The organism is Leifsonia sp. Root112D2 (genome assembly GCF_001424905.1).
In the GTDB taxonomy this organism is placed as follows: domain Bacteria; phylum Actinomycetota; class Actinomycetes; order Actinomycetales; family Microbacteriaceae; genus Root112D2.
In genome coordinates, this window is record NZ_LMCU01000001.1 from 1,429,370 (window position 1) to 1,455,411 (window position 26,042).

At 62.2% G+C, this 26,042-nt stretch carries 19 protein-coding genes; 8 read left to right on the plus strand and 11 right to left on the minus strand.

Annotated elements, in window-relative coordinates; all coding sequences use genetic code 11:
- Positions 1–22 precede the first annotated feature (22 nt).
- The 9 genes from ASC63_RS06585 to ASC63_RS06625 all read right to left on the minus strand — a co-directional run bounded on the left by ASC63_RS06585 (position 23) and on the right by ASC63_RS06625 (position 15,727).
- Positions 23–2,131 (minus strand): acyltransferase family protein, encoded by a 2,109-nt coding sequence (locus tag ASC63_RS06585; protein WP_055811003.1) that lies wholly within the window; start codon positions 2,129–2,131, stop codon positions 23–25.
- 56 nt (positions 2,132–2,187) lie between these two features.
- Positions 2,188–3,630: a Wzz/FepE/Etk N-terminal domain-containing protein gene (locus ASC63_RS06590; protein ID WP_055811007.1), complete on the minus strand. Its 1,443-nt coding sequence runs from the start codon at positions 3,628–3,630 to the stop codon at positions 2,188–2,190.
- 75 nt (positions 3,631–3,705) lie between these two features.
- Complete coding sequence (locus ASC63_RS06595) at positions 3,706–5,196, minus strand: O-antigen ligase family protein (protein ID WP_157487601.1); 1,491 nt, start codon at positions 5,194–5,196, stop codon at positions 3,706–3,708.
- A 6-nt stretch (positions 5,197–5,202) separates the two neighbouring features.
- The gene (locus tag ASC63_RS06600) at positions 5,203–9,636 is read right to left on the minus strand and encodes a PKD domain-containing protein (RefSeq protein WP_200936801.1); all 4,434 of its coding nucleotides are present in this window, start codon (positions 9,634–9,636) and stop codon (positions 5,203–5,205) included.
- Between the two features lie 73 nt (positions 9,637–9,709).
- Positions 9,710–10,675, minus strand: coding sequence for a hypothetical protein (locus ASC63_RS06605; RefSeq protein WP_055811016.1), 966 nt, complete (start codon positions 10,673–10,675; stop codon positions 9,710–9,712).
- Positions 10,676–11,010: 335 nt separating this feature from the next.
- Positions 11,011–11,718 carry a DUF4352 domain-containing protein gene (locus ASC63_RS06610; RefSeq protein WP_055811018.1) on the minus strand — a complete coding sequence of 236 codons (708 nt, stop codon included), beginning with the start codon at positions 11,716–11,718 and terminating at the stop codon, positions 11,011–11,013.
- A gap of 120 nt (positions 11,719–11,838) precedes the next feature.
- Complete coding sequence (locus ASC63_RS06615; protein ID WP_082487340.1) at positions 11,839–13,104, minus strand: glycosyltransferase family 4 protein; 1,266 nt, start codon at positions 13,102–13,104, stop codon at positions 11,839–11,841.
- On the minus strand, positions 13,101–14,333 hold the full coding sequence (locus ASC63_RS06620; protein ID WP_082487342.1) for a DUF1972 domain-containing protein: 1,233 nt from the start codon (positions 14,331–14,333) through the stop codon (positions 13,101–13,103). Before ASC63_RS06620 ends, ASC63_RS06615 begins: the two co-directional genes overlap by 4 nt.
- The gene (locus ASC63_RS06625) at positions 14,333–15,727 is read right to left on the minus strand and encodes a sugar transferase (protein ID WP_055811021.1); all 1,395 of its coding nucleotides are present in this window, start codon (positions 15,725–15,727) and stop codon (positions 14,333–14,335) included. Before ASC63_RS06625 ends, ASC63_RS06620 begins: the two co-directional genes overlap by 1 nt.
- 722 nt (positions 15,728–16,449) lie before the next feature.
- On the opposite strand from ASC63_RS06625, the gene ASC63_RS06630 reads away from it, so the two are divergent.
- From ASC63_RS06630 to ASC63_RS06655, 6 genes are all read left to right on the plus strand, one after another.
- Positions 16,450–17,499 carry an ABC transporter substrate-binding protein gene (locus ASC63_RS06630; RefSeq protein WP_055811023.1) on the plus strand — a complete coding sequence of 350 codons (1,050 nt, stop codon included), beginning with the start codon at positions 16,450–16,452 and terminating at the stop codon, positions 17,497–17,499.
- Positions 17,496–18,260: an ABC transporter ATP-binding protein gene (locus ASC63_RS06635; protein ID WP_055811026.1), complete on the plus strand. Its 765-nt coding sequence runs from the start codon at positions 17,496–17,498 to the stop codon at positions 18,258–18,260. Before ASC63_RS06630 ends, ASC63_RS06635 begins: the two co-directional genes overlap by 4 nt.
- A gap of 302 nt (positions 18,261–18,562) precedes the next feature.
- Positions 18,563–19,159, plus strand: a complete 597-nt coding sequence (locus ASC63_RS06640; protein WP_235492293.1) for an ABC transporter permease — start codon at positions 18,563–18,565, stop codon at positions 19,157–19,159.
- Between the two features lie 62 nt (positions 19,160–19,221).
- Entirely contained in the window at positions 19,222–19,677 is a 456-nt protein-coding gene (locus ASC63_RS06645) for an RrF2 family transcriptional regulator (RefSeq protein ID WP_055811029.1), read from the plus strand.
- Positions 19,678–19,864: 187 nt separating this feature from the next.
- Positions 19,865–20,374: a nuclear transport factor 2 family protein gene (locus ASC63_RS06650; protein ID WP_055811032.1), complete on the plus strand. Its 510-nt coding sequence runs from the start codon at positions 19,865–19,867 to the stop codon at positions 20,372–20,374.
- A 60-nt stretch (positions 20,375–20,434) separates the two neighbouring features.
- A complete protein-coding gene (locus tag ASC63_RS06655) occupies positions 20,435–21,196 on the plus strand; it encodes a glycerophosphodiester phosphodiesterase (protein WP_157487603.1) in 762 nt (253 codons plus the stop codon).
- 167 nt (positions 21,197–21,363) lie between these two features.
- On the opposite strand, the gene ASC63_RS06660 is transcribed toward ASC63_RS06655, so the two are convergent.
- A complete protein-coding gene (locus ASC63_RS06660) occupies positions 21,364–23,007 on the minus strand; it encodes an esterase-like activity of phytase family protein (RefSeq protein WP_055811037.1) in 1,644 nt (547 codons plus the stop codon).
- Between the two features lie 179 nt (positions 23,008–23,186).
- Positions 23,187–23,987 carry an SGNH/GDSL hydrolase family protein gene (locus ASC63_RS06665; RefSeq protein ID WP_200936803.1) on the minus strand — a complete coding sequence of 267 codons (801 nt, stop codon included), beginning with the start codon at positions 23,985–23,987 and terminating at the stop codon, positions 23,187–23,189.
- A 165-nt stretch (positions 23,988–24,152) separates the two neighbouring features.
- Between ASC63_RS06665 and ASC63_RS06670 the strand changes: the two genes are divergently transcribed.
- The gene (locus ASC63_RS06670; RefSeq protein WP_055811043.1) at positions 24,153–25,289 is read left to right on the plus strand and encodes a GDSL-type esterase/lipase family protein; all 1,137 of its coding nucleotides are present in this window, start codon (positions 24,153–24,155) and stop codon (positions 25,287–25,289) included.
- Between the two features lie 101 nt (positions 25,290–25,390).
- Complete coding sequence (locus ASC63_RS06675; RefSeq protein ID WP_055815074.1) at positions 25,391–26,035, plus strand: DNA alkylation repair protein; 645 nt, start codon at positions 25,391–25,393, stop codon at positions 26,033–26,035.
- The last annotated feature ends 7 nt before the right edge of the window (positions 26,036–26,042 follow it).

A 26,042-nucleotide genomic window follows, 5' to 3' on the forward strand; every position in this document is an offset into this window, starting at 1 on the left:
TTGCAGAGCTGCGACGGATTCGTCAGGGTGCGCTCTTTGAAAGCATGTCCGCAAGCTCGGGTCCGAGCCCACTCGAGTACGCCACTGTCAGGTGATTCTCGTCGGTGCGAACGGGAACCGTACCGACAAAAGCCGGGCAGCTCCCGTCACTCGAACAGAACCATGATGACGTGTCGAAGTAACGCGCATGCGCTTCAGACGCCGCAGCCTGCTCGGCCTGGTTCATAGTCAGCCAATCCGTGCGGATCGGTGCCACGCACGAAGACGGTGTTGCGAAACGAGTGTTGCAGACGAGAAGTGATTTGCCGTCAGGTGGAGCGGCGAGGACGATGACGGTTCCGGTGCTATCGGACAATGCGCGTATCGTCTGCTCCGTACCCTTCGTAACCTCGGCGACGGCGTCCGTTCCGCTAGCTTCACTGCTCAGGCGCGTTATGGTGTTCGACGCGGAGGCGAGGATGGTCACGTCGGGGTGCAGCGCCCGAATCTGAGCGATCGCCCAATCGCGGTGAGCATTGCATGCGTCGTACTTCTTTCCACCTGTCCAGGTGACATCGACTGTGGTTGCCGGGCACTGCCCCATCGTGAACGGATGCAGTCGCCAACCGAGCTTGTCGGCTGCGGCCTGAAGCCCGGGCGTCCACGCAATTCCTATCGAGTCGCCGAGCACAGCCACGTTGACCTTCGCTGTGGATGGACCAACGATGCACTTCTCCGCATTCTTCGCGGTAATCTCAGCGCAGCCGCTCTTATTGACCTGCTTAACCCAATTTTCTGTACCCAGTTGCTCGACCGGGGGCGAGAGCTTAGGAAATGCCGTGGCAGACAACGCTGCTTGAATATCGGCGGCCCGGCCGGTGAGCTTAACGGCGGTCTCTTCCCCGTTCAGTCCAGAAGCCGCGTTGACGGAACCTCTTGAGATCGCCGCGGGTGCGGATGCTATCGGATAGATGAAGATCCCGACCGTCCAGATGGTGATTGCCGCGAGAGTCGCGTATCCCACAACGGGCCAGTTCAAAGTTGCATGAAGACGCTGGCGGCCTCGCCAACGCCGCTGTCGCCGCTCGTGCCTGCTGAGCCGGTCCAGCCATGTGGAGTTTCTGATCGGGTTTTCGAACCAGTGGAAGGATGCGGCCGCAAGTCCGAACACGAGCAGGATGGTGGCGACTGAGGTGATGACGGAGGTTGTCGGCAGGAGAGAGGCGGCGATGATAATGACGGGAAAGTGCCATAAGTACAGCGAGTAGGAGATTTCGCCGACATACCCCGCGGGCTTGCTCGTCAATGGCCAGACGCGCATGGCGGGCGCCCCCGTGCCTGCGGCGATCACCGCGGCCGTGCCGAGTACAGGGAGCATCGCCCAAGGGGCAGGGAAGGGAAGAGAGTCGTTGATGATGAAGAGTGACGCTACTATCACCGCGAGACCGCACCAGGCGAGGAGCGGGCGGATACGCGAGGGGAGGCGTTCTAGCCGCTTGGTGGCTACTGCTAAGAGCGCCCCGACGCCGAGTTCCCATGCCCTTGAGAGCGTGGAGAAATAGGCGAATGAAGGGTTGTGGAAAGTCTCCCACACTGACCACGCGAGCGAGACAACAATGATCACCACCATCGTGGCCGCAACTGCCTTGCGGCCGCTGAATTTACCGCCGCGCACCCGCCGCGTCACGACGAAGATCAGCAACATGAGCCACGGCCAGACGAAATAGAACTGTTCCTCGACACCGAGCGACCAATAGTGCTGGAGGGCCGAGGTCGGCCCGTCCGCCTGAAAATAGTCAGTCCCGATCAAGGCGAAGTGCCAATTGGCTGAGAAGAAGGTTGCCCAGATCGCGTCCGTCTCAGTCTGAAGGGCGCGCCCAATATTGAAGACAGCGAATGCGGCGGCGACAGTTACTGCCAGGACGAGCATTGATGCGGGGAGAATGCGCTTGATCCTGCGTCGATAGAAGCCGACGAACGAGATCTTCCCTGTGCGTTCCTGCTCGCGCAGCAGAAGCCCGGTGATAAGAAAGCCGCTGATCACAAAAAAGATATCGACGCCGACGAATCCGCCCGAAGGCCACACGAGCAGATGGTCGAGTATGACCGCGATGACCGCGAGCGCGCGCAGCCCCTGTACATCTGCGCGCAACGGCCGTTTCGGCTTTTGAGGGGCGCGTAGGGACAACTCGACGGGGGCGGGGGATATCACGATGTGCGCTGACTCAGCTCTCGGTCAACGCCCTTCTTCGGAGACGATATCTGGTGCGTCAGGATTGAGCTCCCGGAGTTCACGTGACGGGAACGGAACTCGAGAAGATCCTCTCCTTCCCAGTCGTCGCTAACGTTCACGCGCCGTCCGATGGGAACTGCGGTCAGAAGGACTCCGATCGGCTGGACGTTTGCCGCCTCAAGCCTTGAGACGAGGCGCGAAAGTTCTTCACGCCTAGTGCCGCCGAATCGTGCAAGGATCACAACGGCATCCGCGTAGGGCGCCAGAACACCGAGTTCCACCGGCTTCGACCGGAAGGTCGATTGCGCAATGCAGCAGTCGAATTGCGAGCGTAGCTCATCCATCAACATAGTGACGGCGAGGTCGGCGGACGGAGTCGTTGCGGGTTCGATAATGCCGGACGGAAGGATGGCGAGTTGCCGAGAAGCCGTCCATTTCAGCGCTTCATCAATGCTGCCTTTCTCATTGAGAAGTTCGGCGAGCCCACCATCCTGCTCACTCGGGGGGAACGGCAGCGCGGACGCGCCGCGCGAGTCCGTCTCGATTAGGCAGGTTTTCTGGCCGCCTTCCGTGATGGCCTGAATCAGGGCGAGCCGTGTCGGGTCGGAGTGCCGCAATCCAGATGCAGGAGCCAGGACGAGGAAGCCGGGCGTCTCGTCGCCCGACAGGCGCCGCAGATTCGATATCACGTCCGCGTATGCGCTTGCGAGGTCCTCATCGGAATGGCGGTCGAGGCGCCGGCGCCAACCGCGCCCGCCTCTTGGCAATTGCCCGAGCAACGGTAGGCCGCTCGCGCGTCGGATGTCGTCCGCCGTACGAATGCGGTGATCCAGAACCGACATCACTATCGCCAGAAGCAGTCCGGTGACGCCGCCGGTCAGAAAACCGAAGCCGACGTTGAGACTCGACTTGGGCGATTGCGGAGACAACGGAGTGCTCGCGGGGACTGTGACGGTCAATTGTACGAGCGGACTCTTCGCTCCGTTGGCCGACTCAAGGCTGCCGACCTCCTGCGAGAGGTGTTTTGAGACGGCATTCGCGATGCTGGCGGCGGCGTGCGCGTTCGAGGACACCGCGGTGATCTGAAGTGTTGCGGTGTCTACCGGGTTCGTGGCGGAAACGTCCGGTGCCAGCTGGTCGATGGTCATCCCGAGGTGAAGTTCATCGATCACGGGACCCAGAACATTGGGACTGTCAACGAGGTCTGTGTAGGACTTGACCCGTTGCACGCTGAACTGCGACGTGTCGAAGAGAGAGCCGGTGTTGGCCGAGACTTTGAGAAAGAGGGAGGCGGTCGCGGAATAAACGGGGGTGGTGAAGGTGTTCACAGCGATGGCGGCGTTCACGCCGAGAAGAAGGCATAGGACAATCGTCACCCAGCGCTCCCTGAAGATGCGCAGGTATGCGGCAAGATCCATCGGATACGTCCTATTCGGTCGGGAGGCGGTACGGCCGCGATGAAGTCACGTTCAAGCTAACACAAATAGTGAGCATTACTCGATACCTCCTTTGGGGGGTCTCTGACGCTTGGGCCGTGTTGACGGGAAAGAATGCCGGTTGCGAGAGAATGCAATCGACGACACCTGGGCACTTCTGTACGGCTCGACGTGCGGGAGACTACGGCTCACCGTCGTGAGGCCAGATAGAAGATTCTCCCGCTCGATCAGCAGGGCGAAAACGAAGAATACGATGAACATCAAATTTGAATCGATCAGCCCGTTCTCCAGGAAGCTCCGGATGAGCGTGAAGACAAGAACCGGAAATGCGAAGGAACGCAGGCGCCGAGCACGCACCGAGTTGAGGATCGTTGCCGCAACCCAGATGGCCATGACCAACGCGCCGAGTACGCCCGCTTGAGCCAGAGCTGAAATCCAGCTGCTGTCCAGAACCTGATCGGTCCAGTACTGACCGACAACAGCGACCTGCTTTACCGACAGTCCAGAACCGACCCATCGTGCCCACGTGTCGTTGGGCGTCGAGAGCACCGCCCCCCATGCGACGGTTCGCGAGTCCAAGGTCGAGATACCTCGACCCACGGCCTCGCCTCGTTGCGCCAGTTGCGTGAGCAGATTGCTGTAGAAGAGCACCGCGGTGGTCAGGGGAACCATGATTAGGATGGCGCTGAGCGTTTTGATGTCCAGCCGACGCGTGAAGACGAAAATGAGTACGATCGCGACCAAGAGGGCGACAAGTCCCGTTCGCGATTGAGTGAGTGCAACGATCCCGACGAGCACGATCAGGACCGGGAGCCGCGGCGCCCATGCGCGTCGAGCGATGACCAAGTCGTGCACGATCCCGATGGCCGGCAAGCTGCAGAGCATCGCAATGATGTTCGGCTGAAGAGGAGGGAACGCGCCGAAAAGCCGACCCGTGCTTGAAAGCGCGGGCAAACCGCTCACTGCCGAGATGACACCGAACACCGCGAATGCCACAAGCAGAGAACGGAGGAGTGATGCGGGGCGATGGCGGCGCACGATCAGCAGGATCGTTATCGCGAGGATTACCAGGCGAATGGATGAGACGGCGGCGGCTGGTAGGTCGTTGGCAGCGGCGCCGCCGAAGGTTGAGATGGCTGCGAATATGAGAATGAGCCCCAGCGAGGCGCCGCCGACCGGCGACAGGGCACGGCCCGAGCGCTGCGGGCTGCCAACGACCGCCGCGAGACCCAAGGCGCCTACGCCCAGCGCGGCCTTGATAACGACGACGGGATCGATCGAGCCTGAAAAGTAGACGCCTACGCGCCACGGAATAACGCTGGCCACCACGAGCGTCCAGATCACGAAGGGCATGACATCAAAGCGCGCAGTCGGCTGTGGGGCGGGGACGCGGTTGCGGGGGCGTGTTACGCCGAAGATCTGCGTGACGCTTCCCCGCGCCGCCAACGGGCGACCCGGGTGGGCCTGTACATTCCGCGCCGCATCCATGGCCGTCATCCGTCGAACCACGGTGATGCTGGTCCCTCGTTCACGGCGGCTCACTTCCATGACTGATTAGTTGGTGCTCTTGTTAACCAGAAGGTTCGACCACAGCGCGTTCACTGGGGCATTGGTCGCCGTGCTGGAGAGATAAGCGAACAATCCGATCGATCCGGCAGACTGCATCGCAGCAGTCGTGTCCGTCGTCGACCGCTGCCAGGTTGCCGGCTCAGTCGTTCCGTTCTTCCACACCTTCGCGTTGACGGTTGTCGGCGAGGTGCCGACCACCTGCATCCTGACATTCAGTACGTCTCCGACACTGTACGTCAGGCCTGGGATGACACCGCTCGCAACGAGCGTGGCCTGGGTTCCATTAGGCGCGCCCCTCTCAACGCCGAGAGCGACAGCTCCGTTGGAGAAGAAGGTCACTTTCGCGCGATAGTCACCCTGGCCGGAAACACTGCGTCCGATCACCGAGGCATACACGCCGCCACCAGTGGCTGCTTTGTCAAGGCCAAGGCCGACGTTCACCTCGGTGTCTGCCGCCGAGACACCAGCAAGCGAGATAGTAGGTCCGCTCCCCGGAGCCGAGAGCAGGATCTTTCCCACGCCCGGTATGACGCTGAATTTTGACGTCGAGTTCGACGTCGTCCATGCCCCACCGAGATCTGCGGTACCGAAGCCGTTCGCCACGGTGCGCCCGAAGGAATCCTTCGCATAAGCGGTGGGCACCACGACTGCTGAAACCGACACGGTGTGGGAGATTTGCGCTGTTGCTCCTTTGTTGTCGGTCACAGTGAGGGTGACAGGGTAGGTCCCGTTGGCGGCGTAGAGATGCGTTGTCATAGCGCCCGCAGCGGTGGTCCCGTCACCGAAGTTCCAGTTCCATGCGGACATGGTGCCGTCGGGATCGGATGAGCTGGACCCGTCGAACGAGGCGGTGAGGCCGTTCGTCTGGGACGTGAACAACGCGACCGGCGGAACGTTCGGCGGGGCCGCTACGGTGATGTTCTGACCGAGCGTGTTACTCGCTCCTTTGTTGTCGGTCACCGTTAAGCTCACGGTGTAGGTGCCGGCCGATGAGTAGGCATGCACGGCCGTCGGGGTCGCCGTCGGATCGCTCGCCGGTCCTCCGTCGCCCCAGTTCCAGGTGTAGCTCGCGATCGTGCCATCAGGATCGGCTGACGTCGATCCATCGGCGCTGACCGTTCCCGGAGTGGTCGTCATCGTGAATGCTGCGGTGGGCGGGACGTTTGGTGCTGTCGCAACCACTTGATGGCTGATCTGAGCGGTAGCTCCGTTGTTGTCCGTGACGGTCAGCGTGACGGTGTATTGCCCTGGGGCGCTGTACGTGTGTGTGGTTGTCGAACCGGAACCGATTGGGCTGCTGTCACCAAAGTTCCAGGCGTACGAGGCGATCGTGCCGTCCGGATCGTGCGATGCTGAGGCATCCAGCGTTGTCGTTAGGTCCGTCGTCGTCGGCGTGAACGCAGCGGTCGGCAACTGGTTCGGAACGGTTCCCGACCCGAGCTCATAGTGAGTCAGGATGCGATCGGAGGAGAGTGCCGTCGTGTACACGGCAGCTTCGTCCAGCTGGCCGTTGAAGAACGCGCTGGACGATCCCCAGGTTGTATCACCGCCAATGCGCCAGTAGCCGGTGTAGTTCTGTGCCGCCGTCTGTGAATTGGTGGCGACGAGAACCCCGTCAACATAGAGCTGCATGCCGTTTGATGACTGGGTTCCGACTACAGAGTGCCATTTTCCGTCGTTGTATGACAACGGACTAATGGCTGTATTGGTTACGCCTGTATATGTACCGAATACGAGGCTGCCATCGTTTTGCATGTAGATATGACGGTCGTAGTTGCCTGATGTGCCGGTTTGTGTGTTTCCGAATCCGATGAGCTTGCCGCCGACGGTGGTCGTGGTTTTGAACCACGTCTCGATCGAGTACACGGTCGGATTCGTCTCGCTGTTACTGGCGGCGATGAGTCCGTTCTGTCCGTTGAAGGTCGCCGCGGAGCCGACGCCTCCAGCGAGTGCTCCGCTGGTGCCGAGGGTCACTCCACCGCTGCGCAACCCGGCATTGCTCGACTCACTCGAGTCCTTCATGGTGGAGCCGCTGGTGTCGTCGAGTCGCCAGTAGATCTCCGGATTGTCAGCGAAGACGGCCTTGCCATAGGTATCCGTCGGAGCGGCCGGCACATTGGCCGTTCGACCGCTGGCGTTGTAGTGATTGACCACGGTGTCGCGGGTCAACACGGTCGGGTACACCGCGACTTGGCCAATCGACCCGGCGAGATCGTTACTTGATCCCGTGTTGGGCCAGCCATTCAGGTTGTCCCCGCCGATGCGCCAATAGCCGGAGTAGGCCTGCGCAGATGTCACATCGGACCGGCTGGCAACGCGTACGCCATCGAGATAGAGGGTCATCCCGGTCGCGCCAAGGCTGGCGGTCACCATGTGCCACTGGCCATCGTTGAATCCGGCACTGCTCGTCAGCGCGGCAACCCCACCGGGGTAGACACCGAAGGTGACATGACCCGCACCGTCTAAGTAGACCTGCCTGTCGTAGCTGGACGAGTCGCCAGTCTTAGTGTCGCCGAAGCCGATGATCTTGCCTCCAGCCGTGCTCGTCGTCTTGAACCAGGCTTCGAGCGTGAACACGTTCGGACCCACAATCGACGACCGAGTGGCGATGTTGCCGTTGTTCGTGCCGTCCATGGTCGACGCGGTCGCGTCCGGAACGGGTCCGGTCGTTCCACGTGTGACTCCGGTGCCGGCATCCGCGTCGCTGAAGCCCGCGTTGTCGTAGGCAACGGTTCCGCTCGCCTCGTTCAGCGGCCAGTAGTCCACGGCCCCGTCCGCGATCACCTGCTGCGAATACGCGCTCGGGACGCTGGAGGACACGGTGACAGGATCGGACTTCGGAGGTTGGGTGGAGTTGCCGGACGGGTCGGTCATCGTCACCTTGTAGGTGTGAGTGCTGCCGGGTGCGAGCCCGGTGTCTGTGAATCCGAGCTGTGGTAGTGCCCACCATGGAGAGTTCGCGTTCACGGTGTATACGGGGCTCGTCGAGCTGTCGCGGAACACCTTGTAGGTCAAGATCGCGTCATCAGGATCACTCGTACCTGTGAAGGCCACGCGAACTGTCCCGCCGGAGAGGGAAATCGCCGACGGCTTGGCTGCGGTGTATACGGGACCAATCTTGTTCGGTGCGACGTTGCGCGTCGCGAATGTCGCAAGGCCTTGCTGTGCCTTGCCGCCGATGGACGTGAACTCGCCCCCCATGATCAGGTAGGTGCCGTTCGTTCCGAGCGACCACCCACCCTGATACTGCCCAGTGTAGGTACCCGCATTAACGTCCGGGTACCAGTTCAATTGAGTGGGGACCGGCTGGTAGGAATAGTTCATGTTGGAGCCGGGAGCCCCCTGATCGGTGCCCGTGGCGAAGATCGTGTTGGCGATCCCACGCTTCCACACGTTCGGGTTCTGTTGCGGGAAGGTCCCCACCGAGGTGCAGTCATGGGAGTGGTCGACGTAGTAGATGACCTCGCCGATGACCGACTGGCCGTACGTAGCGCCATAACAATTGTCGAGCCAGACCAAGTCGCCGGTGGCTGCGTTCGCGGCGAACCTGCCGTCGAACCAGTGGCCACCCTCTCCGTCGGCTCCCCCGTAGACGATGCCATCCTTGATGATCAGGTCGGTCGTCCACGAGCGGTTGTTGACGCCTTGTGCAGTGGGAATCGGGCGGCTGGACCAGGCCTCGGAAGCACCGGTTGCGCCATCGACTGCTCCGATTCCAACGATCCCTTGACCGTTCAGACTCTGGAAACGACCTCCGACGATGATTCGGCTGTCGTCGGGGTACGCCGCCAAGGCCTGCACGATGTCATCAGCAGTCGGCGCCCACGTCTTTAGCGAACCATTTGCGCGGTTGAACGCCGCGAGGTTGGCGCGCGTCTGCGAGCCGGCCGAGGCGAACGAGCCACCCGCATATACCGTCGTATTACTGACGGAAACGGTGTTGATGTGACCATATGCGGCCGGCTTAAAAGCCGTATCGAGAGCGCCGGAGGGTAACTTGAAACCGGCAATTTTGTTCTGCGCTTGCCCGGATACGGCGGTGAAGTCACCGCCGACGTAGAGTTCGCTGGAATCGGGGCTCACCGAGATGGCTAGCCCCTGTGCGTTCAGGTTCGGATTCCAGGGAAGGATCGTTCCCGTCGCGATATCGAACGCCATCGCGTTGTTTCGCGTCACCTGGTTCACACCGGGTGCTGCTCCGGACGGCCGCGCGGAAGTGAAGCTGCCGACGGCGTACGCGGTGTTTCCAACAACGGCCACCTTCCAAACCACCCCATTGATCTGCGGCGTCGGCAACACGTCAGCACTGACGGTTGTCGGCAGCGCCGTGGGAGGGGCCGGAGTGTCAGCCAGCGCCGGCAAGGCGCTGAGGCCGGTCACCATAAGGGCCGCGGTAGCAAGGGAACTGGCCGCAATCATTGTGAGCCTGCGGGCGTGATGTGAGCGATACATCGAACGGTCTCTCTCTGAGGGTGTTGCTGTGGACGAAGACTTAAACATGAGCTTCTGCCTGACTGTGATGGGGGGAGATCGTGCGTGCGATCTCTTCCGGTCGGGAAGGGAAGGGGCGTCGCAATATGAACCAGCGAATGGCCAGACCGCCTAGGAGCGAGCCCGCTGTCAGTGCCACGGGTACGAGAACGACACCACCGCCCATCGCGAGGGCGATGACGGCGAGGCTGAGCGAGAACGTCGAGTCGGCGAGGCGCCATCCGAATACCGCAGCCTGGCGATGTCGAACCGCGGCGAGTGCCCCATACGGCGTGACCGCCGCAATCGAGGTGGAATAGGCGAACCAGCCGACACAGAGCCAGATGTCGAGCGCATGACCCGTCACGAGGTGGCCGAGCCAGGGCAGTACGCCGATGAAAACTCCGCCGACCGCGATCGTGGCGACAACGAGGAGCAACACCATGCGATCCGCGCTGCGGAGAAGCTCCGGAAGTGGTTTGGCGGTGTCTCGTGCGAAGGAGGCGAACAAGAAGGACGACAGCCCGCTGACAAACAGCATCGTCGGTGCGGCGTAGATGCGCGCGGCCTCGAGTTGGCCTGTGGCCGCTAGCCCGACGATGAGACCGACTGTCGCTCGCATTCCCGTGAGCAGCGCCGGTCGGAGGCCCTGCTGCGCCGCCCGCCACGCGCCATATCGAGCCACGGTGCCGTAGCCCCCACGTATCGGCTTCACCACGAACCGCTCCCGCCGTGGTAGCAACCCGGCGGCCAAGAAGAGTGCGGCAAATTGTCCGGCACCGAGCGCCAGAAAGAACGTGCTGAGCGTGAGGGGGCCGTTGTGTGCCGAGACGGCAAGGATTGCGAGTGAGACGAGGAAGGACGACATATCGACGCAGACGATGCGCCAGAACTTCAGATGCGCCATGAGGAGTCGGCGGAGCACGTCTTCTGCAACGAAGGTCACGACCGCCAGACCGTATGCTGCAGCAGTCCACCAGCCGGTCATGCCGGTCGCGGCGCATACCATGATCGCTACCGCCCCGGCCCCCAGAGCCAAGATGCAAGCCCAGCCCTGAAGCGCCGAGCGGATACGTAGATCCAGACGGTCCAGAACGGTTAGCGAATCACCGACGAAACCTGTACTCACCCCGGTAAACAGAACGACTGCGCCATAGAGAATGGCGAAAAGCCCGAATCCTGAGAGGCCCAGGGAGTGCGCTGCGATTAATTGGAGTGCAAGCCCGGCGAGAGCCTGGGATCCCTGAGCGCAGACAGCACCTAACGCTCCGCCACGCGCAAATCGCGTGAAACGGACAGTCAGGGCGTCGCTGCGCAGGCCCATCATTTCAGGAACGATCCACTGAACTCTGCAGGAGTGTGCGCGCCGTCGAGGTCGACATACAGAACTGCCTTGGTCGTCGGCTTGGGAACTTGGAAGGCGTAGACGGCAGATTTTGTCGAGCCTGGTGCCACCGTTCCGGAAAAGTCTCGGGCAGGGACATCGGTGTACAGCGGTGCCGCAACGAGGCCGTCCGCATATCGAAGCGTAAGCACCACCGATGCGAGGTCGAGGGTCTTCAGCGAGCCGTTCTTGAGCGTGACGGTGAAGACGATGAATGGTGCGCCGGTCACGATCCCGGTTCCTGTGCTCGTGACTGTGCCGCGCGAGAATCGTGAGGTAGAGATTGCCACGCCATCCTCGAAGACAGCCGGCGTCGTGAAGTTTGCAATTGGGGCCTTGGCGCGCTTGCTCGCGGATAGCTCTCCGGTTCTCTTGATCACCGGTGCGCCGGAGCCCGTGTCGTTGAAACCGACTGATGGATCGGCCCGAGTCGTGGAGGTGGGTTCGGGAATCGGCGTGGACGAACTGTGACCGGCGTACGGGGTGCTTGCTGCACCGGAGGGCTGAGGGGCCGCCTCGCCTTGCGAAACGCACCCCGTCAGCACGATCGCACACAATGTCGTGCTCGCAACGAAGATCGCTGTTGCGCCTACTTTGCCACCGCGAATGCGGCGTTTGGCGCTCGTGCCATTGTTATTCTTGTTCACTTTATACTCGCCTGCTATGTCGGGAAACGGGCTGAAGTTTGTGGAGGGGTATCGCGGGAGGGGCCTGCAAAAGAAAGTGATACATACTCAACTATTCACAAAGTTGACAATACCTCTTTTTCATGGCAGCACCTGCCTCCCCAGTTTGGGGGGTAGTTTTTCGCCGGGAATCAGGGCAGCCGAGAACGTTACCGCGCGTTGTGGGCGGCCTTCCAGGGCGTCGTCGACGATGGCGGCAATTCGGCGACGGTAGCGTTCTGGGGAGTGCCTCGCGACGGCCTGTGCGCGATCGAGCCATGCCTTCTCACGCACAGTCGGCCAATCGTCGGATATTGACTGCAATGCGTCAGCCAATGCGCTGGGATCGGATGGCGATATCAGTACGCTGGAACGATAGCCGCCAGCTGCTTCACGAAGGCCGGAGGTGTTGCTCGTGACCGCGGGCCGGGCACCGAGGATGGCCTCGACGGCGGTGTTTCCGAAGGGCTCGTCTAGGCGCGATGGCACGACAACCACGTCGCAGTCGCTGAGGAACGGCCAGATGCTCGAGTGAAAGCCGTGAAAGGTGATATCGGTGGCGAGTCCATATCGGGTGACTTGGTCGATGAGTTGATCTCGGTACCACTCGTATCCGGGAAACACGGCGCCAACTATGTCTAAATGCGCTGCGAGCCCACGATCACGCAGTTGCGCTACTGCATCGACCGCGATGTCGACACCCTTGCGTGCGGAGAGACGGCCGAGGTAGAGAATCTTGAGCGGTCCGTTCAGCTTTGGCCGACCGCGTTGCGGGTGCGGGGGTCCGACGACACCGTTGTAGACAATCGTCGAGCGCACAGCAAGGCGCGAATATGACTTGGCCAACACGTCCATACTGAACCGGCTGTTGATCACAACCTGGTGCGCGAGGAGGACTGGCGCGTTCAATGCGCGTTGCAGGAGGCGAGACGCCGAACCTTCGGCCTCATGCACATGGCAGATGACGCGCGTGCGAGAGACGCGCCCGAGGACTACCCAGAGAGGGATCGTCAGTGTATTGACGTAGACCAGATCAGGACGGACGCTGCGCAGGAGTCGACGCCCGTCAATGGAACCGCGTATCGTTTGAACGAGCAGATTGATCATGCCGCGCGGTTTGAGCATGCTCTTGCGCAGAACTGGCGTCGGGCAGCAGGCGACGTCGGCCCCGAGATCGTGAATGAGCGGCGCCAGCGGTCCGGTCTCGGGGAGAGTCACTATCACCCTGGCGCCGGCGTCTACAACGGCCTGGATACTCTCGAGCAGAACCCGATCCGAACCGTAAAGTTCCGCGCTCGGATGGGCGAACAATACCGTTCTTCCGGTGAGCGGAGATGGATTGGTATCCTCATCCGCGGCGCGGGTCATGGTGCACCTCGGTTGACAGCTTCTTCGACGCCAGGTGTGGCGCCGATGTCGCCGATGAGCTTCGTGTCCCGCGCGCTTGGGTCCCACGGAACTCGGGATCGTCGCGCATGGGGCCGGAGTCGCGGAACCGCACCAGCCGAGAGGCGCGAAGCAAGCGATTCGTAACCCGTGGCGACATCTTCCCAGTCGTATCGGGCACGCGCACGCGCCTGAAGCCTGTTGCCGTTTTGCGATGTCATTTGAGGCGCTGATTCGGCCTCGTTGACGTAACGTGCGACCGCATCGACGTTGGCGAAGTACTGCCCATCGGGGCCAAGCACTTCGCGATTGAAGATGACATCAAACGCGATCACCGGCGTCGCGGCACCCATCGCGCGCAGGAGTGAGGGATTCGTCCCCCCGACCGAATGACCGTGTAGGTACGTGCATGCGTGCGCATAGAGCTGGTCCAGAAGTTCCTGGTCGTAGATGCTCCCAACGAGTCTGATGCGGTCGTCGTTGGCCGCCGACGCCGCAATACCTTCCGTATACCGTGCCGCATACGGAGCGCCGCCCACGACGATAAGCGGCTTCTTCGCGGAGCTTTTTCGATATCCATCAACGATGACGTCGACGTGATTCTCTGGCTCGAAGCGGGCCACGACCAGATGGTAGTCGTCGGCGCTCAGCCCGAGCTCTGAAAGTCGATCACTTGGCTGCGCGACAAGGAGCGGTGCCCCGTAGGTGAGTAGCTGTGTCTCTGCAGAGAACTCATGACTGTAGTAGTCTGCGATTCCCTGAGCGTCCGCGATCAGGGCATCGGACCACTGCACGGAGAACCGTTCCGCCCAGCGATAGTAGCTACGCCCGAGTTTCCCCCATTTCCCGCGTTTCCACTCGAGTCCATCGACATGTACGGCGACGGGTATACCGCGCATTCTAAGCAATGGCAGAAACGGAGCGTTCGCGGCATTGAAGACGAAGGCGGCGTCAAACCGGCCTGCGAGGCCGGCATGGGCTGCTGAGAGGGCAGTGTGACTAAGCGTTTCTATGGACTTGCCGTGTAGCGCGGGGAGATGTACGAGCCGCATCCCGAGGTACTCTGCCTGGCGTGGGCCCTTTGCCCCTCGGCAATATACCGTGATGTCGTGTCCCCGTTCGGCAAGGCGCTTGCCAATCTCCTCGACGGCGGTCTCGAATCCTCCGTACGCGGCGGGTACGCCACGTGTGCCGATCATGGCGATGCGCATCAGTATGCACCTATAGGATGTAGCACCACGCTCAGCGTGCGCCAGAGCAGCACTAAGTCCCCAACTACCGACCAGTTCTCCACGTAGTAGAGGTCTAAACGGACACTTTCGTCCCAGGAGAGATTGGATCGACCGTTGACTTGCCACATGCCGGTAAGGCCAGGCTTAATGTAAAGTCGGCGGCCGACGTGGCCGGCGTAGCTTTCGACTTCGCGCTCTAACGGGGGACGAGGGCCGACGAGGCTCATGTTGCCGATCAACACATTCCAGAGCTGGGGCAGTTCGTCGAGCGAGTATTTGCGTAGCACTCGACCGATTCGCGTCACGCGTGGGTCGTCCTTCATTTTGAAGAGCAGTCCGCTTCCTTCGTTGCTCCCGACCAGGGCGGACAGCGCGCTTTCGGCGTCAACGTTCATCGAACGGAACTTCAGCATCATGAACGTTTCTCCCCCGCGGCCCACTCGCTCCTGACGGAAGATGACGGATCCGTGGCTGTCCACTCGAATGAGTAGGGCGACTACGAGCATGACTGGGAGTAGCGCCACCAAAGCGATGCCTGATATTGCGATATCCATGGCTCGTTTGAGAACGTGTTTGCTTCCTTCGAACTGCGGGATCTCCACATGGATAAGCGGCAGCCCTTCGACCGGGCGGAAGTGAATGCGGGGGCCCGCGACATCAGTCAGCCTCGACGCCAACACCAGTTCGGTCGCGGTGCCTTCGAGTTGCCAGCCAAGGCCTCGGATGAAGTCGCCGTCCGCGTGGGGCTGTCCTGCCACGATCACCGTCTCGGCGCCTACCCGCGCTGCGGCCGAGGCGACGTCAGCGAGAGACGAGGAGATTACGGGCACGGTATGGTGGCCAACCTCGACATGTGTGCTTCCCGTCTCGTATAGTGCAGCTCCGACGATGGTGAAGGCCGTGCCGGGCTTCTTGTCGACTTGGCCGATGACGTACTGCACGTCCTCGACCCAACCGACCACAATTGCGCGAGACAGATAGCGGTTGGAACGTCGTTGGCGGATGAGCCACTGCCGCCAAAGCCAGCGGCTGCTGAGCAGGCCGACTGTGCCGACCGGTAGAGCGAGAACGAAGTACCCGCGAGCCACGTCGACCTTGGCAACCAGGAAGATGATGGCGAGCAGTCCGAAAGTCAGCGAACTCGCGCTCACGATGCGTTTGTATTCGGTTGAGCCCAAGCCGACAACTCGGGCGTCGCGTGAGTGTGCGGCTCCCAAGGCGAGCAGCCAGGTGATGGCGATCAGTGGAACGAGGACCGTGTAGCCGGCCTTCGTTCCGTCGACGGTTGCCGAAGCATCGATAAAGCCAAAACGGGCAATGTAAGCAACCACGACGGCGCCGAGAATGATGGCCGTGTCGCTGATGTGCAGCATGGAGCGATACCGCCTTGACCAAGAACGTCGCACGGATGCCGCAGGAGGACGGGCTGGTGCGAACTCGAATGCCGACCCGACAGTGTGCGACCGCGTCGAGCGGATGCGGTTGCCGATACGGCCGGCGACAGGCAGGCGGGGCTTCAGCTCAGTCATTGTGCCCTCGCTCCCAAGACCAGAGAAGAGCCGGCGACGGCTGCGGGGGGATTGCCGTGCTTTCGAACGGCCAAGCCGCCGCCGGCTCTAGCAGGGGAGAACACCGAAATGCGGGGAGCGGGCCGTGGCGCGCGCAGTGCGCTTAAGGCCGCGGGCGCGGACTCAAGGGGGGTTAAGCGCCGAATCGGGTATCGGCACGTCAGATGCGCGTTCACTAGGTCTTTCCCTGCATTTCGGGTTACAGGTGGTGCGGGTGTGTGCTAGGTGTGGTGCGCTGCGTCTTTGTCAAAGCGAGGGGTAAGTCTCGCATTCGAAAATGATAAAAACTCAGTTATACACATGTCAGACACTATCGTCAAAAAGCCATAGTGCCTTCCCCCAACTCGGGGGTGATGAATCCTCAGTTATGAGAATAGCGAGTCCAGCGCCATTCCGCACCCCCGGCGTTGCACAACCGCGGTGGGCACGCTTGGGGGCGGCTGAAATTAAAACCCTTGACTCCTATGGAATTACTAGGTTTACTTGGCAAAAGAAAATGATTAATGCTCAGTTAAAAAGGAGACCTCGTGATCAATCGCTCCGTGATTGCCACTATTCTTGTGGCCGCTGCACTCCTGGGCTTGAGCGGATGCAGTGCTTCCGCCAGCGCCACGCTCAAGGGCCCCATCGAACCGCCTGAATTGCGACTCGGATATTTTCCCAACTTCACACACGCTCCGGCAATCGTTGGCGTCGAAAAGGGGTTCTACCAGAGCGAGCTCGGCACCCCGACGAAGCTGAGCACGCAAACTTTCAACGCGGGCCCTGCGGCGCTTGAAGCGCTCCTCAGCGGCTCGATCGATGCCGCGTTCATGGGACCGAGCCCGACGATCACTGGGTTTGTGCAGAGCAAAGGCGAAGCATTGCAAGTGGTCGCCGGAGCTGCTGCGAACGGCGCATTCCTGGTGGTGCGCAAGGGCATAACAAGCGTGGCCGACTTGAAGGGCAAGACGCTGGCAACGCCCCAGCTCGGCAACACGCAGGACGTCGCGCTGCGTTTTTGGCTCAAACGACAGGGATACAAGACCACCACGGAGGGCGGCGGTGACGTGACGATTCAACCCCAGTCGAATGGCACGGCGCTGCAGGCGTTCGTGCAGGGAAACATTGACGGTGCATGGGAGCCGGAACCATACGCATCCCAAATGATGGCAAAAGGCAACGGGCACGTGTTGGTCGACGAGTCGCAAATCTGGCCCAATCACAAGTTTGTGGTTACCAATCTTGTTGTGAGCAAGAGCTATCTGTCCCGGTATCCGGATGCGGTAAGTCGCCTTCTCAAGGGCCTCCTGAAGTCGCTGGACTACATCGATAAGGACCCCTCAGAATCAAAGACACTTGTCAATACCAGCTTGAAAGATCTCACGGGAACTGCCATTCCGGTGCAGGAACTCGATAGGGCGTGGAGCAACGTCGAATTCACCTCGGATCCGATTGCGAGCAGCCTCATTGAGGGGGCACAGCATGCCCAGGCTGTGGGTCTGCTCGCGAGCGCCAATCTCAGCGGTCTCTATGACCTCAAGCCGTTGAACAAGCTCCTTGCCGAGAGCGGGTCGAAGGAAGTGGCGGGACCATGACCACAATGATGGTCGATGAGTCTGCCGTTCGCTTGGATGCGGTCAGCAAGATATTCGGCAATGGCCTCAACGGCACCCAAGCGCTGGCGTCGGTGGATCTCTCGGTGCGCGAAGGCGAGTTTGTCTGCTTCCTGGGTCGCTCAGGTTGTGGAAAGAGCACATTGCTCTCAATCATTGCGGGCCTCGACGTCCCTACGGAGGGGAGGGTGGATGTCGGTGGTCGCCGAGTTGCGATGATGTTCCAGGACGCTAATCTCTTTCCTTGGCTCACCGTTGCTGAAAACATTAAGCTCGCCCTTCGTCTTTCCGGTATTCCAAAAGATGACTGGGACCGGCGCACGGGTGAACTGCTCAATATTGTGCGCCTGAGGGGCCTGGAGAAGATGAGGCCACACGAACTTTCGGGGGGTATGCGGCAACGTGTCGCACTTGCGCGTTCGCTGGCACAGGAGTGTGATGTGCTCTTGATGGATGAGCCGTTCGCGGCACTGGATGCGATCACTCGAGACGCGTTGCACAATGAGCTGGAACGCATCTGGCTGGAACGGTCCCTCACTATTCTCTTCGTGACTCATAATGTTCGCGAGGCCGTGCGTCTCGGTGACCGTGTCGTCTTGATGCACCCGGCTCCGGGCCGTATTAGCAGGGAGATGGAGGTCGAGCTCTCCCGACCGCGGCGAATGGATGATGCCGAGGTGGCAGTTCGCGCCGCTGTCCTGCACGCCGAACTTGATGATCAGATTATCGGCGGTGAGAACTGATGGCCGGGATGGAGCTTCGCGCACCTCTGATCGGTCGTAAAGGCGACGTGGCTTATTCAAGAATCGAGTCTTCAACCTCGGCGAGAACACTTCATACCGGGGGCCATCCTGGCCGATGGTCAAAGTTGTATTCACGTCTTTGGCCGCTCCTGCTAGCGATTCTGTTTGTGCTTGTGATCTGGCAGGGGGTGTATTTTTCGGGTTGGAAACCGAGCTATGTTCTGCCATCGCCGGCCGCGGTTGGTCAACAAATTCTCACAATGCTTGGCGAGCCACGGTTTTGGCAGGCTGTCGCAACAACGATGACTCGTGCGCTAATCGGGTTCGGTGTAGCAGTCTCGCTTGGCACAGCGCTGGGTATTGCCGTGAGCAGGTTTCGCATAGTCAAGGCCGCAGTAGGGTCCCTTTTGACAGGCCTGCAGACAATGCCATCCATCGCTTGGTTTCCCTTCGCGATACTTCTGTTTGGGCTGACCGAACAGGCGATCCTCTTCGTGGTGGTGTTGGGGGCGGCGCCGTCGGTCGCGAACGGCCTCATCTCCGGGATCGGAGATGTCTCTCCCCACCTAATTCGTGCGGCACGGACGATGGGCGCGCGAGGTGTTTCGCTCTACCGATTCATCGTTCTTCCAGCCGCTCTCCCGGCCTACCTCAGCGGATTGAACCAGGGGTGGGCATTTGCATGGCGATCCTTGATGGCGGGTGAGCTATTAGTGATCATCGCGTCCCGACCGTCGCTGGGTGTACAACTGGCTTACTATCGTGACTTTGCGAATGCTCCCGCCCTGGTTGCGAGCATGATATTCATTTTGGTCATTGGTATGGTTGTTGACGGGGTCTTCTCCCGGATCTCTAACGCAGCCCGCGTCCGTCGTGGGCTTGGTGCGGTCAGCCGCTGACGCGTCTGCTGGCCGTATTCGCTACGCGTACGGATGCTTTCGGCCACTCGAGGGAGTAGACGATGCAGGTCACGGCAAAAGCTGACTATGCGCTCAGGGCGCTCGCGGAGCTGGCCGCGACGCCGTCGGGGGTCGCAACGAGAGCCCAGCTCGCTGAAGCTCAACAAGTTCCAAGCAAGTTTCTTGAAGCGATTCTGCTTGATCTCAAACGGGCGGGCTTACTGACTGCCCAGCGGGGCGCAGCCGGCGGCTATGCGCTCGCGATTGCTGCCGATCAGATCTCACTGGCTGACGGCATGCGTGCGGTCGAAGGACCGCTTGCCGGAGTGCGTGGTCTCCCGCCCGAGGATACGGAATATCGAGGCGCCGCAGCGCCTTTGCGCGAGGTGTGGGTCGCCGTGCGGGCAGGTATTAGGGCTGTTCTTGAAGCGACCACCATCGCCGATCTGGTGTCGGGAAGTCTCCCTAAGTCGGTGCGAGAACTTCTGGAGCCGGATGACGTTTGGCAGCGTCGCTGAGCGAGTCTTGATGCGGGCATGACCCCACATGCAGGCTCCTGCTCGATTCATTCTTGTGCGGCTCGGGCTTCCCGGCGCTTCTCTTAAAGCCTGCCGCTGAGTCAGTGCGTGCGGTAGCGTTCGCTCAACGCAACTGACGGCGGTCGCGGGGTGCGGCATCCGTTCTGATCGAGGAGGATCCACCGTCGTGACAGCTGCACTCAAGCAATTGATTGACCGGAATCTCGAGGCGGTCTCCGCCAAAGATCTTGACAAAGCGGTGGCAGCATTCGCCGTTGACGGCGCGCTGATCGACCCGCACTACCCGATCGACCGCATGCAAGGGCATGAGCAGATCGCCGAGGGATTCCGCTGGGTTTTCGCCGGTATGCAACAGCTGGGCTTCACCGTCGAGCGGTACTTCTTCGCCGATGACGGGCTCACCGTCTCGGTTGAGGTGCTTTCGAACCACGTGCTCAAGAACGGTCGCCCGCTTGAGTTTCGTCAAGTGTTCGTCGTCGAAACCTGCGACGGACTTATCACCCGCTGGCAGGCATACGAGCCATACGGGCCGCACGGCGTTGGTGGCTTCTTCCTGGGCCTCGGCAAACGAGCTACCGGATGCGTCACCGCGCCCCCGCCTGAACCGGTGCGAGCGATCCTCCAGCGACACGGTGCCGGGGTCGCTCACCACTCCACGGTGATGGGCGCGGAATGAGAGTTTCGCGCTCGGGGTTCATCAACCCCGATCTGGTTCAGTACGGGTTACGGTTTACCCGTGGAAGAAGAGCACGCTCCCGAACGGATGCCGGACGGTCACCCTGACCCACGGCCCGCTCTGACGCGCCGCACGGTCATCACCGGTGCGGCGGGAATTGTCGCGTTGGCCGCGGTTGGCGTTGGTGCGTTCCGTCTTCTGCAGCCGGCGGGGCCTGGCAAGCTCGTTCCCTCATTGATCGCGGCAAAGTCTTTTTACGTTGCCCATCATGGCGGGTCTGCCGATTGGCCGGAGATGTCGATGGAGGCGTATCGAAACTCCGTCGCTCGGGGAGTCGACGCCCTTGAGATCTCGCTTGCCCGCACTTCTGATGGCGTGTGGTTCGGCTTGCACGACAAGACTTTGGATCGCACGTCGGGAACAAGCGGATTCATCGCATCCGAACACAGCTGGAACGAGGTGCGACAGCACAAGATCGCGTATCCGCAAACAGCCCGCCAAGGCGGCGCGGCGCAGCCGTACGCCAGGGTCGAGGAGCTCATCGACGCATTCGGCGGCAGCCACACGATCTTCATCGATCCCAAGTGGGTTCCGCGCACCCACTACGGTGAGTTGCTGACGATCATGGAGCGTCATGCCGAGAAGCCGACGCAGACATTCGTGGCGAAGTCGTATTGCACGGGTCTCGCGTGGTCAGCCGTGAAGGCATTCCACAAACCCGTGATCGGCCATGTGATCCCCAACCGCAAGGCGGCACGGGTGGCTTTGTCAAAGGGGGCTAGCGGGCTCATGGTCTCAGGTGTTCTCGAAGTACTTGAATGAGGTAGCAGTGACACCGCCTTGGCGCAAGGCGGGGCGGTAACGGTTTCCGACTGCGTAGTCGGGCTCATCCCGCGCTGGCAGGCCCCGGTGTCGGTGCCGGAACCTTCTTGCCGGGCGTCGACAAATGAGCCGCCGATTCCTCCGCAGCTCCCTCCGAGGCGGTCACATCAGCGTTGCACGTGGATGCCCTTCGGCGTGACGAAGATCGAGACCGTCGCCGTGCTGTTCGGGTGGTCGAGCTTCGTGGTGTCGATCGCCAGGTACTGCCCGTCATCCTGCTGCCCGTTCGGCAGCATCTTGGCGTGCAACGTGTACGGGGCGGCGGAATTCGTCACGCCGTCGATGCCGAAGTCGTTGTCGTTGCTGATCACGAGCGTGCGTCCGCCATCCGTCGTCGCCACGCCCTCGATCTTGTCGTGACCGAAGAATCCGCCCGTGGGGTCGAGCTTGGTGAGCAGCACGCCGAGGTCGACGGCTGTCGACTTGGCGGCTGGAGTGATGCCCACCGAGGCAAGTGCGGTGGCGGATGCCGCGGTGTCGGCCGTTCCCACGAAGGCGTCGATCGACTGCTTCGCGGTGCCCACAAGCAGGCCGCCCTTGGCCGCGTCGTATCGCGCGCCGGCTACGCGGGAGGCGGGGCCGACATCCGTCGCGTGGGAGAGGTCGATCGAGTAGAGCCGCTTGTACGCCGAGGGCTCAACCTTGCCGTCGCGCTCGTCAACGATGAACCTGGTGCTCGAGAGAGCCGTGATCTCACTGACCGCGCCGCTGTTCATCTTGGGGTCGGTGAGCAGATAAATGTATTCGTGTGTGGCGCGGCTCTTCAGGTCGTACGTCACGATGCGCAGGGTGGTCACTTTGGAGGGCTTGGCGGTCAGGTCCGGCGTCTGCAGAGCGGACTGCATGATTCCGACCAGCGTCTTGCCATCGGGAGTGACCGTCAGGCCCTCCATCCCCTTGTTCGGCACACGCATGGCGAGCTCGGCGGGCAGGCTGCCGTCGAACGGTGACAGGCGCCCGATCTGGCGACCATTGCGGTCGAAATGGGTGATGAAGGGGCCGTATTCGTCGGAGACCCAGAAGGTGCCGTCTCTAAGGGCGACGATGCCTTCAGGGTCGTACCCGTTCGTGCTCGTCGGCAGCGCCTTGCCATTGAGGTCGGTGATAGTCTCGCCGGTGTTCGCCTGCGAATTCACCAGGCCGTTGTAAGGGCTGCCGTCGGCGGCGCGCAGCGGGATGGTCTTCTTCAGCACGGCCTTCGTGCCCGTGAGCGTGAACCTGCCGATTGCCGGCGTGAACGTCGGCAGTGGCTCGATCTTGGTGCTGCCGTCGGGCGAGTCCACGTTCGGGCCGCGGTCGGTGAGTCCGTAGAACTCGTTCTTCGAGCCCGGAACCGGCGTCAGTGACGATCCGTACGCGCCTTCGGTGATCTTCACGCCACCGATCGTGGCGAGTGGTGGAAGGTTGGTGCTGTACAGCGTGACGGCATCATTGATCGTGTACGTGAAGCTGTCGACGCCGGTGAAGTCGGTGGCGGGAACGTAGCGGAACGTGCCATCCGGGTTCAACGTGAGGGCGCCGTGCGCGGTGCTCGTGTGCGAGACGATGGTGCCGGATGCCCCGCGATCGTTGTCGAAAACCCCGTCACGCGAATGCACATCCAGCGCGCGCCCCGCGGTGATGAGGTAGGCGTCGTCTACGGCCGCGCTCGGCCCGCTCGGCTGGTGCGCGGATGCCACGCCGCCGGCGAGCAGCGAGAAGGCCACCCCACCCACGACGGCGGCGGACATGGCGATGGTCGGACGCTTCATTCTGGAGACTCCCTGGTGGCTGGCGGCCTGGAGAGCGACCGCTTGTCAGTCATACCGAGGGGGAGTGGACTCGACGCAGACGGACCGTGACGCGCAGGCGCGTTGCCCCAGAACGGGGGGTGAACGACAATCGCCGTTGGCTCCGATCGTGGCTCTGATCGAGCCGCCGATCGGCGCCGTCAGCCGTGGCTCAGGTGCTGCAGGATGGCCGTCGAGACGGCCTGCATCCCAGCCGCATTCGGGTGGAATGGTGCGCCATCTCGCGCGCGTACGCCGAAGGTGAACCCGGTGACCCACGGATCGGCCGAGCCGACCGCATGGTCGGTGCTCAGCGCGGCCATCGGAATGAACTCGGCGACAGATTCGCGCGCCGCTGTCTCGAAGGCGCTCGTGAGCTCGGCGCCGACAGCGCGGAACCCGGCCAGTTCGTCGACGGTGAACGGCGCGGTGCGGCTGGGTTCGGTCAGCGGGCCGATGATCGTGAGATAGTCCACGAGCAGAATCCGCGCGTGCGGCGCTCGCCGAGCTGCCTCCTCGACCACGGCGATGAGCCCCGCCGCCGCAGCCGCGACGCGCTGCGGGGTGACCGCCCCGATCGGGTCGCCGACGCGGTGCCGCAGCAACAAGCGGGCAACGGGACGCGACGACATCCAGGCCGTGAACGCCGTCTGCAGCATCGACCCGACGTATCCCAGGTCGTTGCCGCCGACGGTGATGGTCACCAGATCGAGCTCGTCTGCGAAGTTGATGGACTCGATCTGCGGTGCGAAACGACCGCGGCCTGTGCCCTGGGCCGCCGTGAGGATCGTCTCGGTGGTTGCCCCGGAGATGGAGGCATCGATGAGACTGGCGCCGAGCGCCGCGGCGGTCAGGTGGGCATAGTTGCGCTCGGAGCGCCCCGCGCGGCGCTGGGCAAAGGGTGGGATGCCGGGGCCCGACGCGAATGAACTACCGAGCGCGGCCATGCGGGAGATGCTCACGCAGCAACCTTAGCGACGTGCGCCCGGCGGTCTGGCGACGGTGATCGGTGGGTAGTGAGCGAAGCGCTACCGTTGTACCCGACTCATCGACGATTCGCGGCCCCGTTCATGGGGCCAGGGACGTTGCCCTGAGCGCTTTTTCCACGAGTGAAAGGACAACGCCCGGTGTCGGAATATGCATTGACGGAACGCGAGCTCGAGGGCAGAGTGTACGGGGCTCTCGAATTCGAATCCGTTCCCGGCGGAATCGCGCCGTTGCGCCTGCCCGCCTGGACGCGGCCGCAGCATGCCGGCGGGGGCATCGACCGCATGTCGGCGCAGACGAGTGGCGTGCGCATCCGCGTGCTTACGGCGGCCGCACGCATCCGGCTCGAGGTGACCTTCACGCGCACCACAACGCGCGGCAACCCGGCCCGTCTGATTCGCGTCGTTGCCGAGACCCCGCTCGTCGAGCTCCCGCTCACCCTCGACGAGGGCGACCTGCTCTTTGAGGCAACCGACGGCACCGCCGTGCGCGAGGCCGGTGAGCGCTCGCAGCTCGTTTTCGAGCTCGACGACGCCGGGGTCGAGCGACTCGTCACCATCTGGCTGCCGACCCCGGCCGCCTGCGTTTTTCATTCGCTGAGTGCGGATGCACCGCTGCGCCCCGCACCGGCACAGGGCGCGCGCTGGATTCACTACGGCAGCTCCATCAGTCACGGATCGAGCCTGGCTGACCCGCGCGGGCCCTGGCCGCAGCAGGTGGCGCGCGAGCTCGGCCTCGATCTGGTCAATATGGGCTTCGCTGGCAACGCGATGCTCGACGGTTTCGTTGCGCGGTCGATCGCACAGGCTCCCGCCGAGCTGATCACGCTGAAGATCGGCATCAACATCGTCAACGGCGACGCAATGCGCGCTCGCACCTTCGTGCCTGCGGTGCACAATTTTCTGGACCTCGTGAGGGCGGGGCATCCGTCGACGCCGCTCGCCGTCATCACCGCGCTCGCCTGCCCGATTCACGAGGATGCGACGGGGCCGACTCGCGAAGTCTCCCCCGGCAAGACCGGTGCCACGCCGCGAGAAATTCCTGACGGAGACGGCAGCCTCACCCTGCGACGCACTCGCTCGCTGCTCGAGCAGGTGGTCGCGGCGCGGGAGGACACGGCGCTGCACCTTGTCGACGGGCTGACCCTGCTCGGTGTTGATGATGGGCGCCTGCCCGACAACCTGCATCCCGACCAGGTCGGCCACGACCTCATCGCAGCGCGCTTCATGCCTGTCGCTCGCCGGCTGTTGGAGTCGACGCCGGTCGTTGGCCGCTAGAGCTTTTCCGCGCGGTCGACGTACGCTGAAGGCAGGGCAGAAGGGGGATCGTCGTGGCAACTCGTTCGGCGTCTCGGGCCACCGTCAGCGTCAGTGACGTGATGGCAGAACTGGCCGCCTTGGAAGACCCGAAGGTTCGTGCGGTGAATGAACGCCACGGCGACGATCACGGTGTCAATCTCACCAGACTGCGGGCGGTGGCGAAGCGCCAGGGGACACAGCATGAGTTCGCCGGCCAGCTGTGGGCGACCGGCGACACCGCGGCACGTCTCGTCGCGATTCTGATCAGTCGACCCAAGGCGTACACCGCGGGTGAGTTGCACACGATGCTGCGCGACGCGCACGCGCCCAAGGTGCACGCCTGGCTCGTCAACTACATCGTCAAGAAGAGCCCGCACGTCGAAGAACTTCGCGTCGCCTGGTTCGCCGACCCTGACCCGGTTATCGCGAGTGCGGGGTGGGCGCTGACGAGTGATCGGGTGGCGAAAGCCCCTGACGGGCTCAACCTGAGCGAGCTCCTCGACCTCATTGAGTCGCAGATGAAGGATGCGCCGGACCGCCTGCAGTGGGCCATGAACGAGTGCCTCGCCACCATCGGCATCCACCACCCCGAGCATCGCGCCCGCGCGATCGGCATCGGCGAACGTCTCGAAGTTCTCAAGGATTACCCCACCCCACCGAACTGCACATCCCCCTATGCGCCGATCTGGATCACCGAGATCGTGCGCCGCCAGACACTCGCGTAGAAAGAGA

What these genes read in the sequence shown, in the direction of transcription:
- ASC63_RS06595 (WP_157487601.1), bottom strand. Translation starts at nt 5,196, where the DNA reads ATGGAAGTGAGCCGCCGTGAACGAGGGACCAGCATCACCGTGGTTCGA.
- ASC63_RS06675 (WP_055815074.1), top strand. Translation starts at nt 25,391, where the DNA reads ATGGCAGAACTGGCCGCCTTGGAAGACCCGAAGGTTCGTGCGGTGAAT.
- ASC63_RS06660 (WP_055811037.1), bottom strand. Translation starts at nt 23,007, where the DNA reads ATGAAGCGTCCGACCATCGCCATGTCCGCCGCCGTCGTGGGTGGGGTG.
- ASC63_RS06645 (WP_055811029.1), top strand. Translation starts at nt 19,222, where the DNA reads ATGCAGGTCACGGCAAAAGCTGACTATGCGCTCAGGGCGCTCGCGGAG.
- ASC63_RS06590 (WP_055811007.1), bottom strand. Translation starts at nt 3,630, where the DNA reads ATGGATCTTGCCGCATACCTGCGCATCTTCAGGGAGCGCTGGGTGACG.
- ASC63_RS06620 (WP_082487342.1), bottom strand. Translation starts at nt 14,333, where the DNA reads ATGCGCATCGCCATGATCGGCACACGTGGCGTACCCGCCGCGTACGGA.
- ASC63_RS06625 (WP_055811021.1), bottom strand. Translation starts at nt 15,727, where the DNA reads ATGCTGCACATCAGCGACACGGCCATCATTCTCGGCGCCGTCGTGGTT.
- ASC63_RS06605 (WP_055811016.1), bottom strand. Translation starts at nt 10,675, where the DNA reads ATGACCGGCTGGTGGACTGCTGCAGCATACGGTCTGGCGGTCGTGACC.
- ASC63_RS06640 (WP_235492293.1), top strand. Translation starts at nt 18,563, where the DNA reads ATGACTCGTGCGCTAATCGGGTTCGGTGTAGCAGTCTCGCTTGGCACA.
- ASC63_RS06635 (WP_055811026.1), top strand. Translation starts at nt 17,496, where the DNA reads ATGACCACAATGATGGTCGATGAGTCTGCCGTTCGCTTGGATGCGGTC.
- ASC63_RS06600 (WP_200936801.1), bottom strand. Translation starts at nt 9,636, where the DNA reads ATGATTGCGGCCAGTTCCCTTGCTACCGCGGCCCTTATGGTGACCGGC.
- ASC63_RS06615 (WP_082487340.1), bottom strand. Translation starts at nt 13,104, where the DNA reads ATGACCCGCGCCGCGGATGAGGATACCAATCCATCTCCGCTCACCGGA.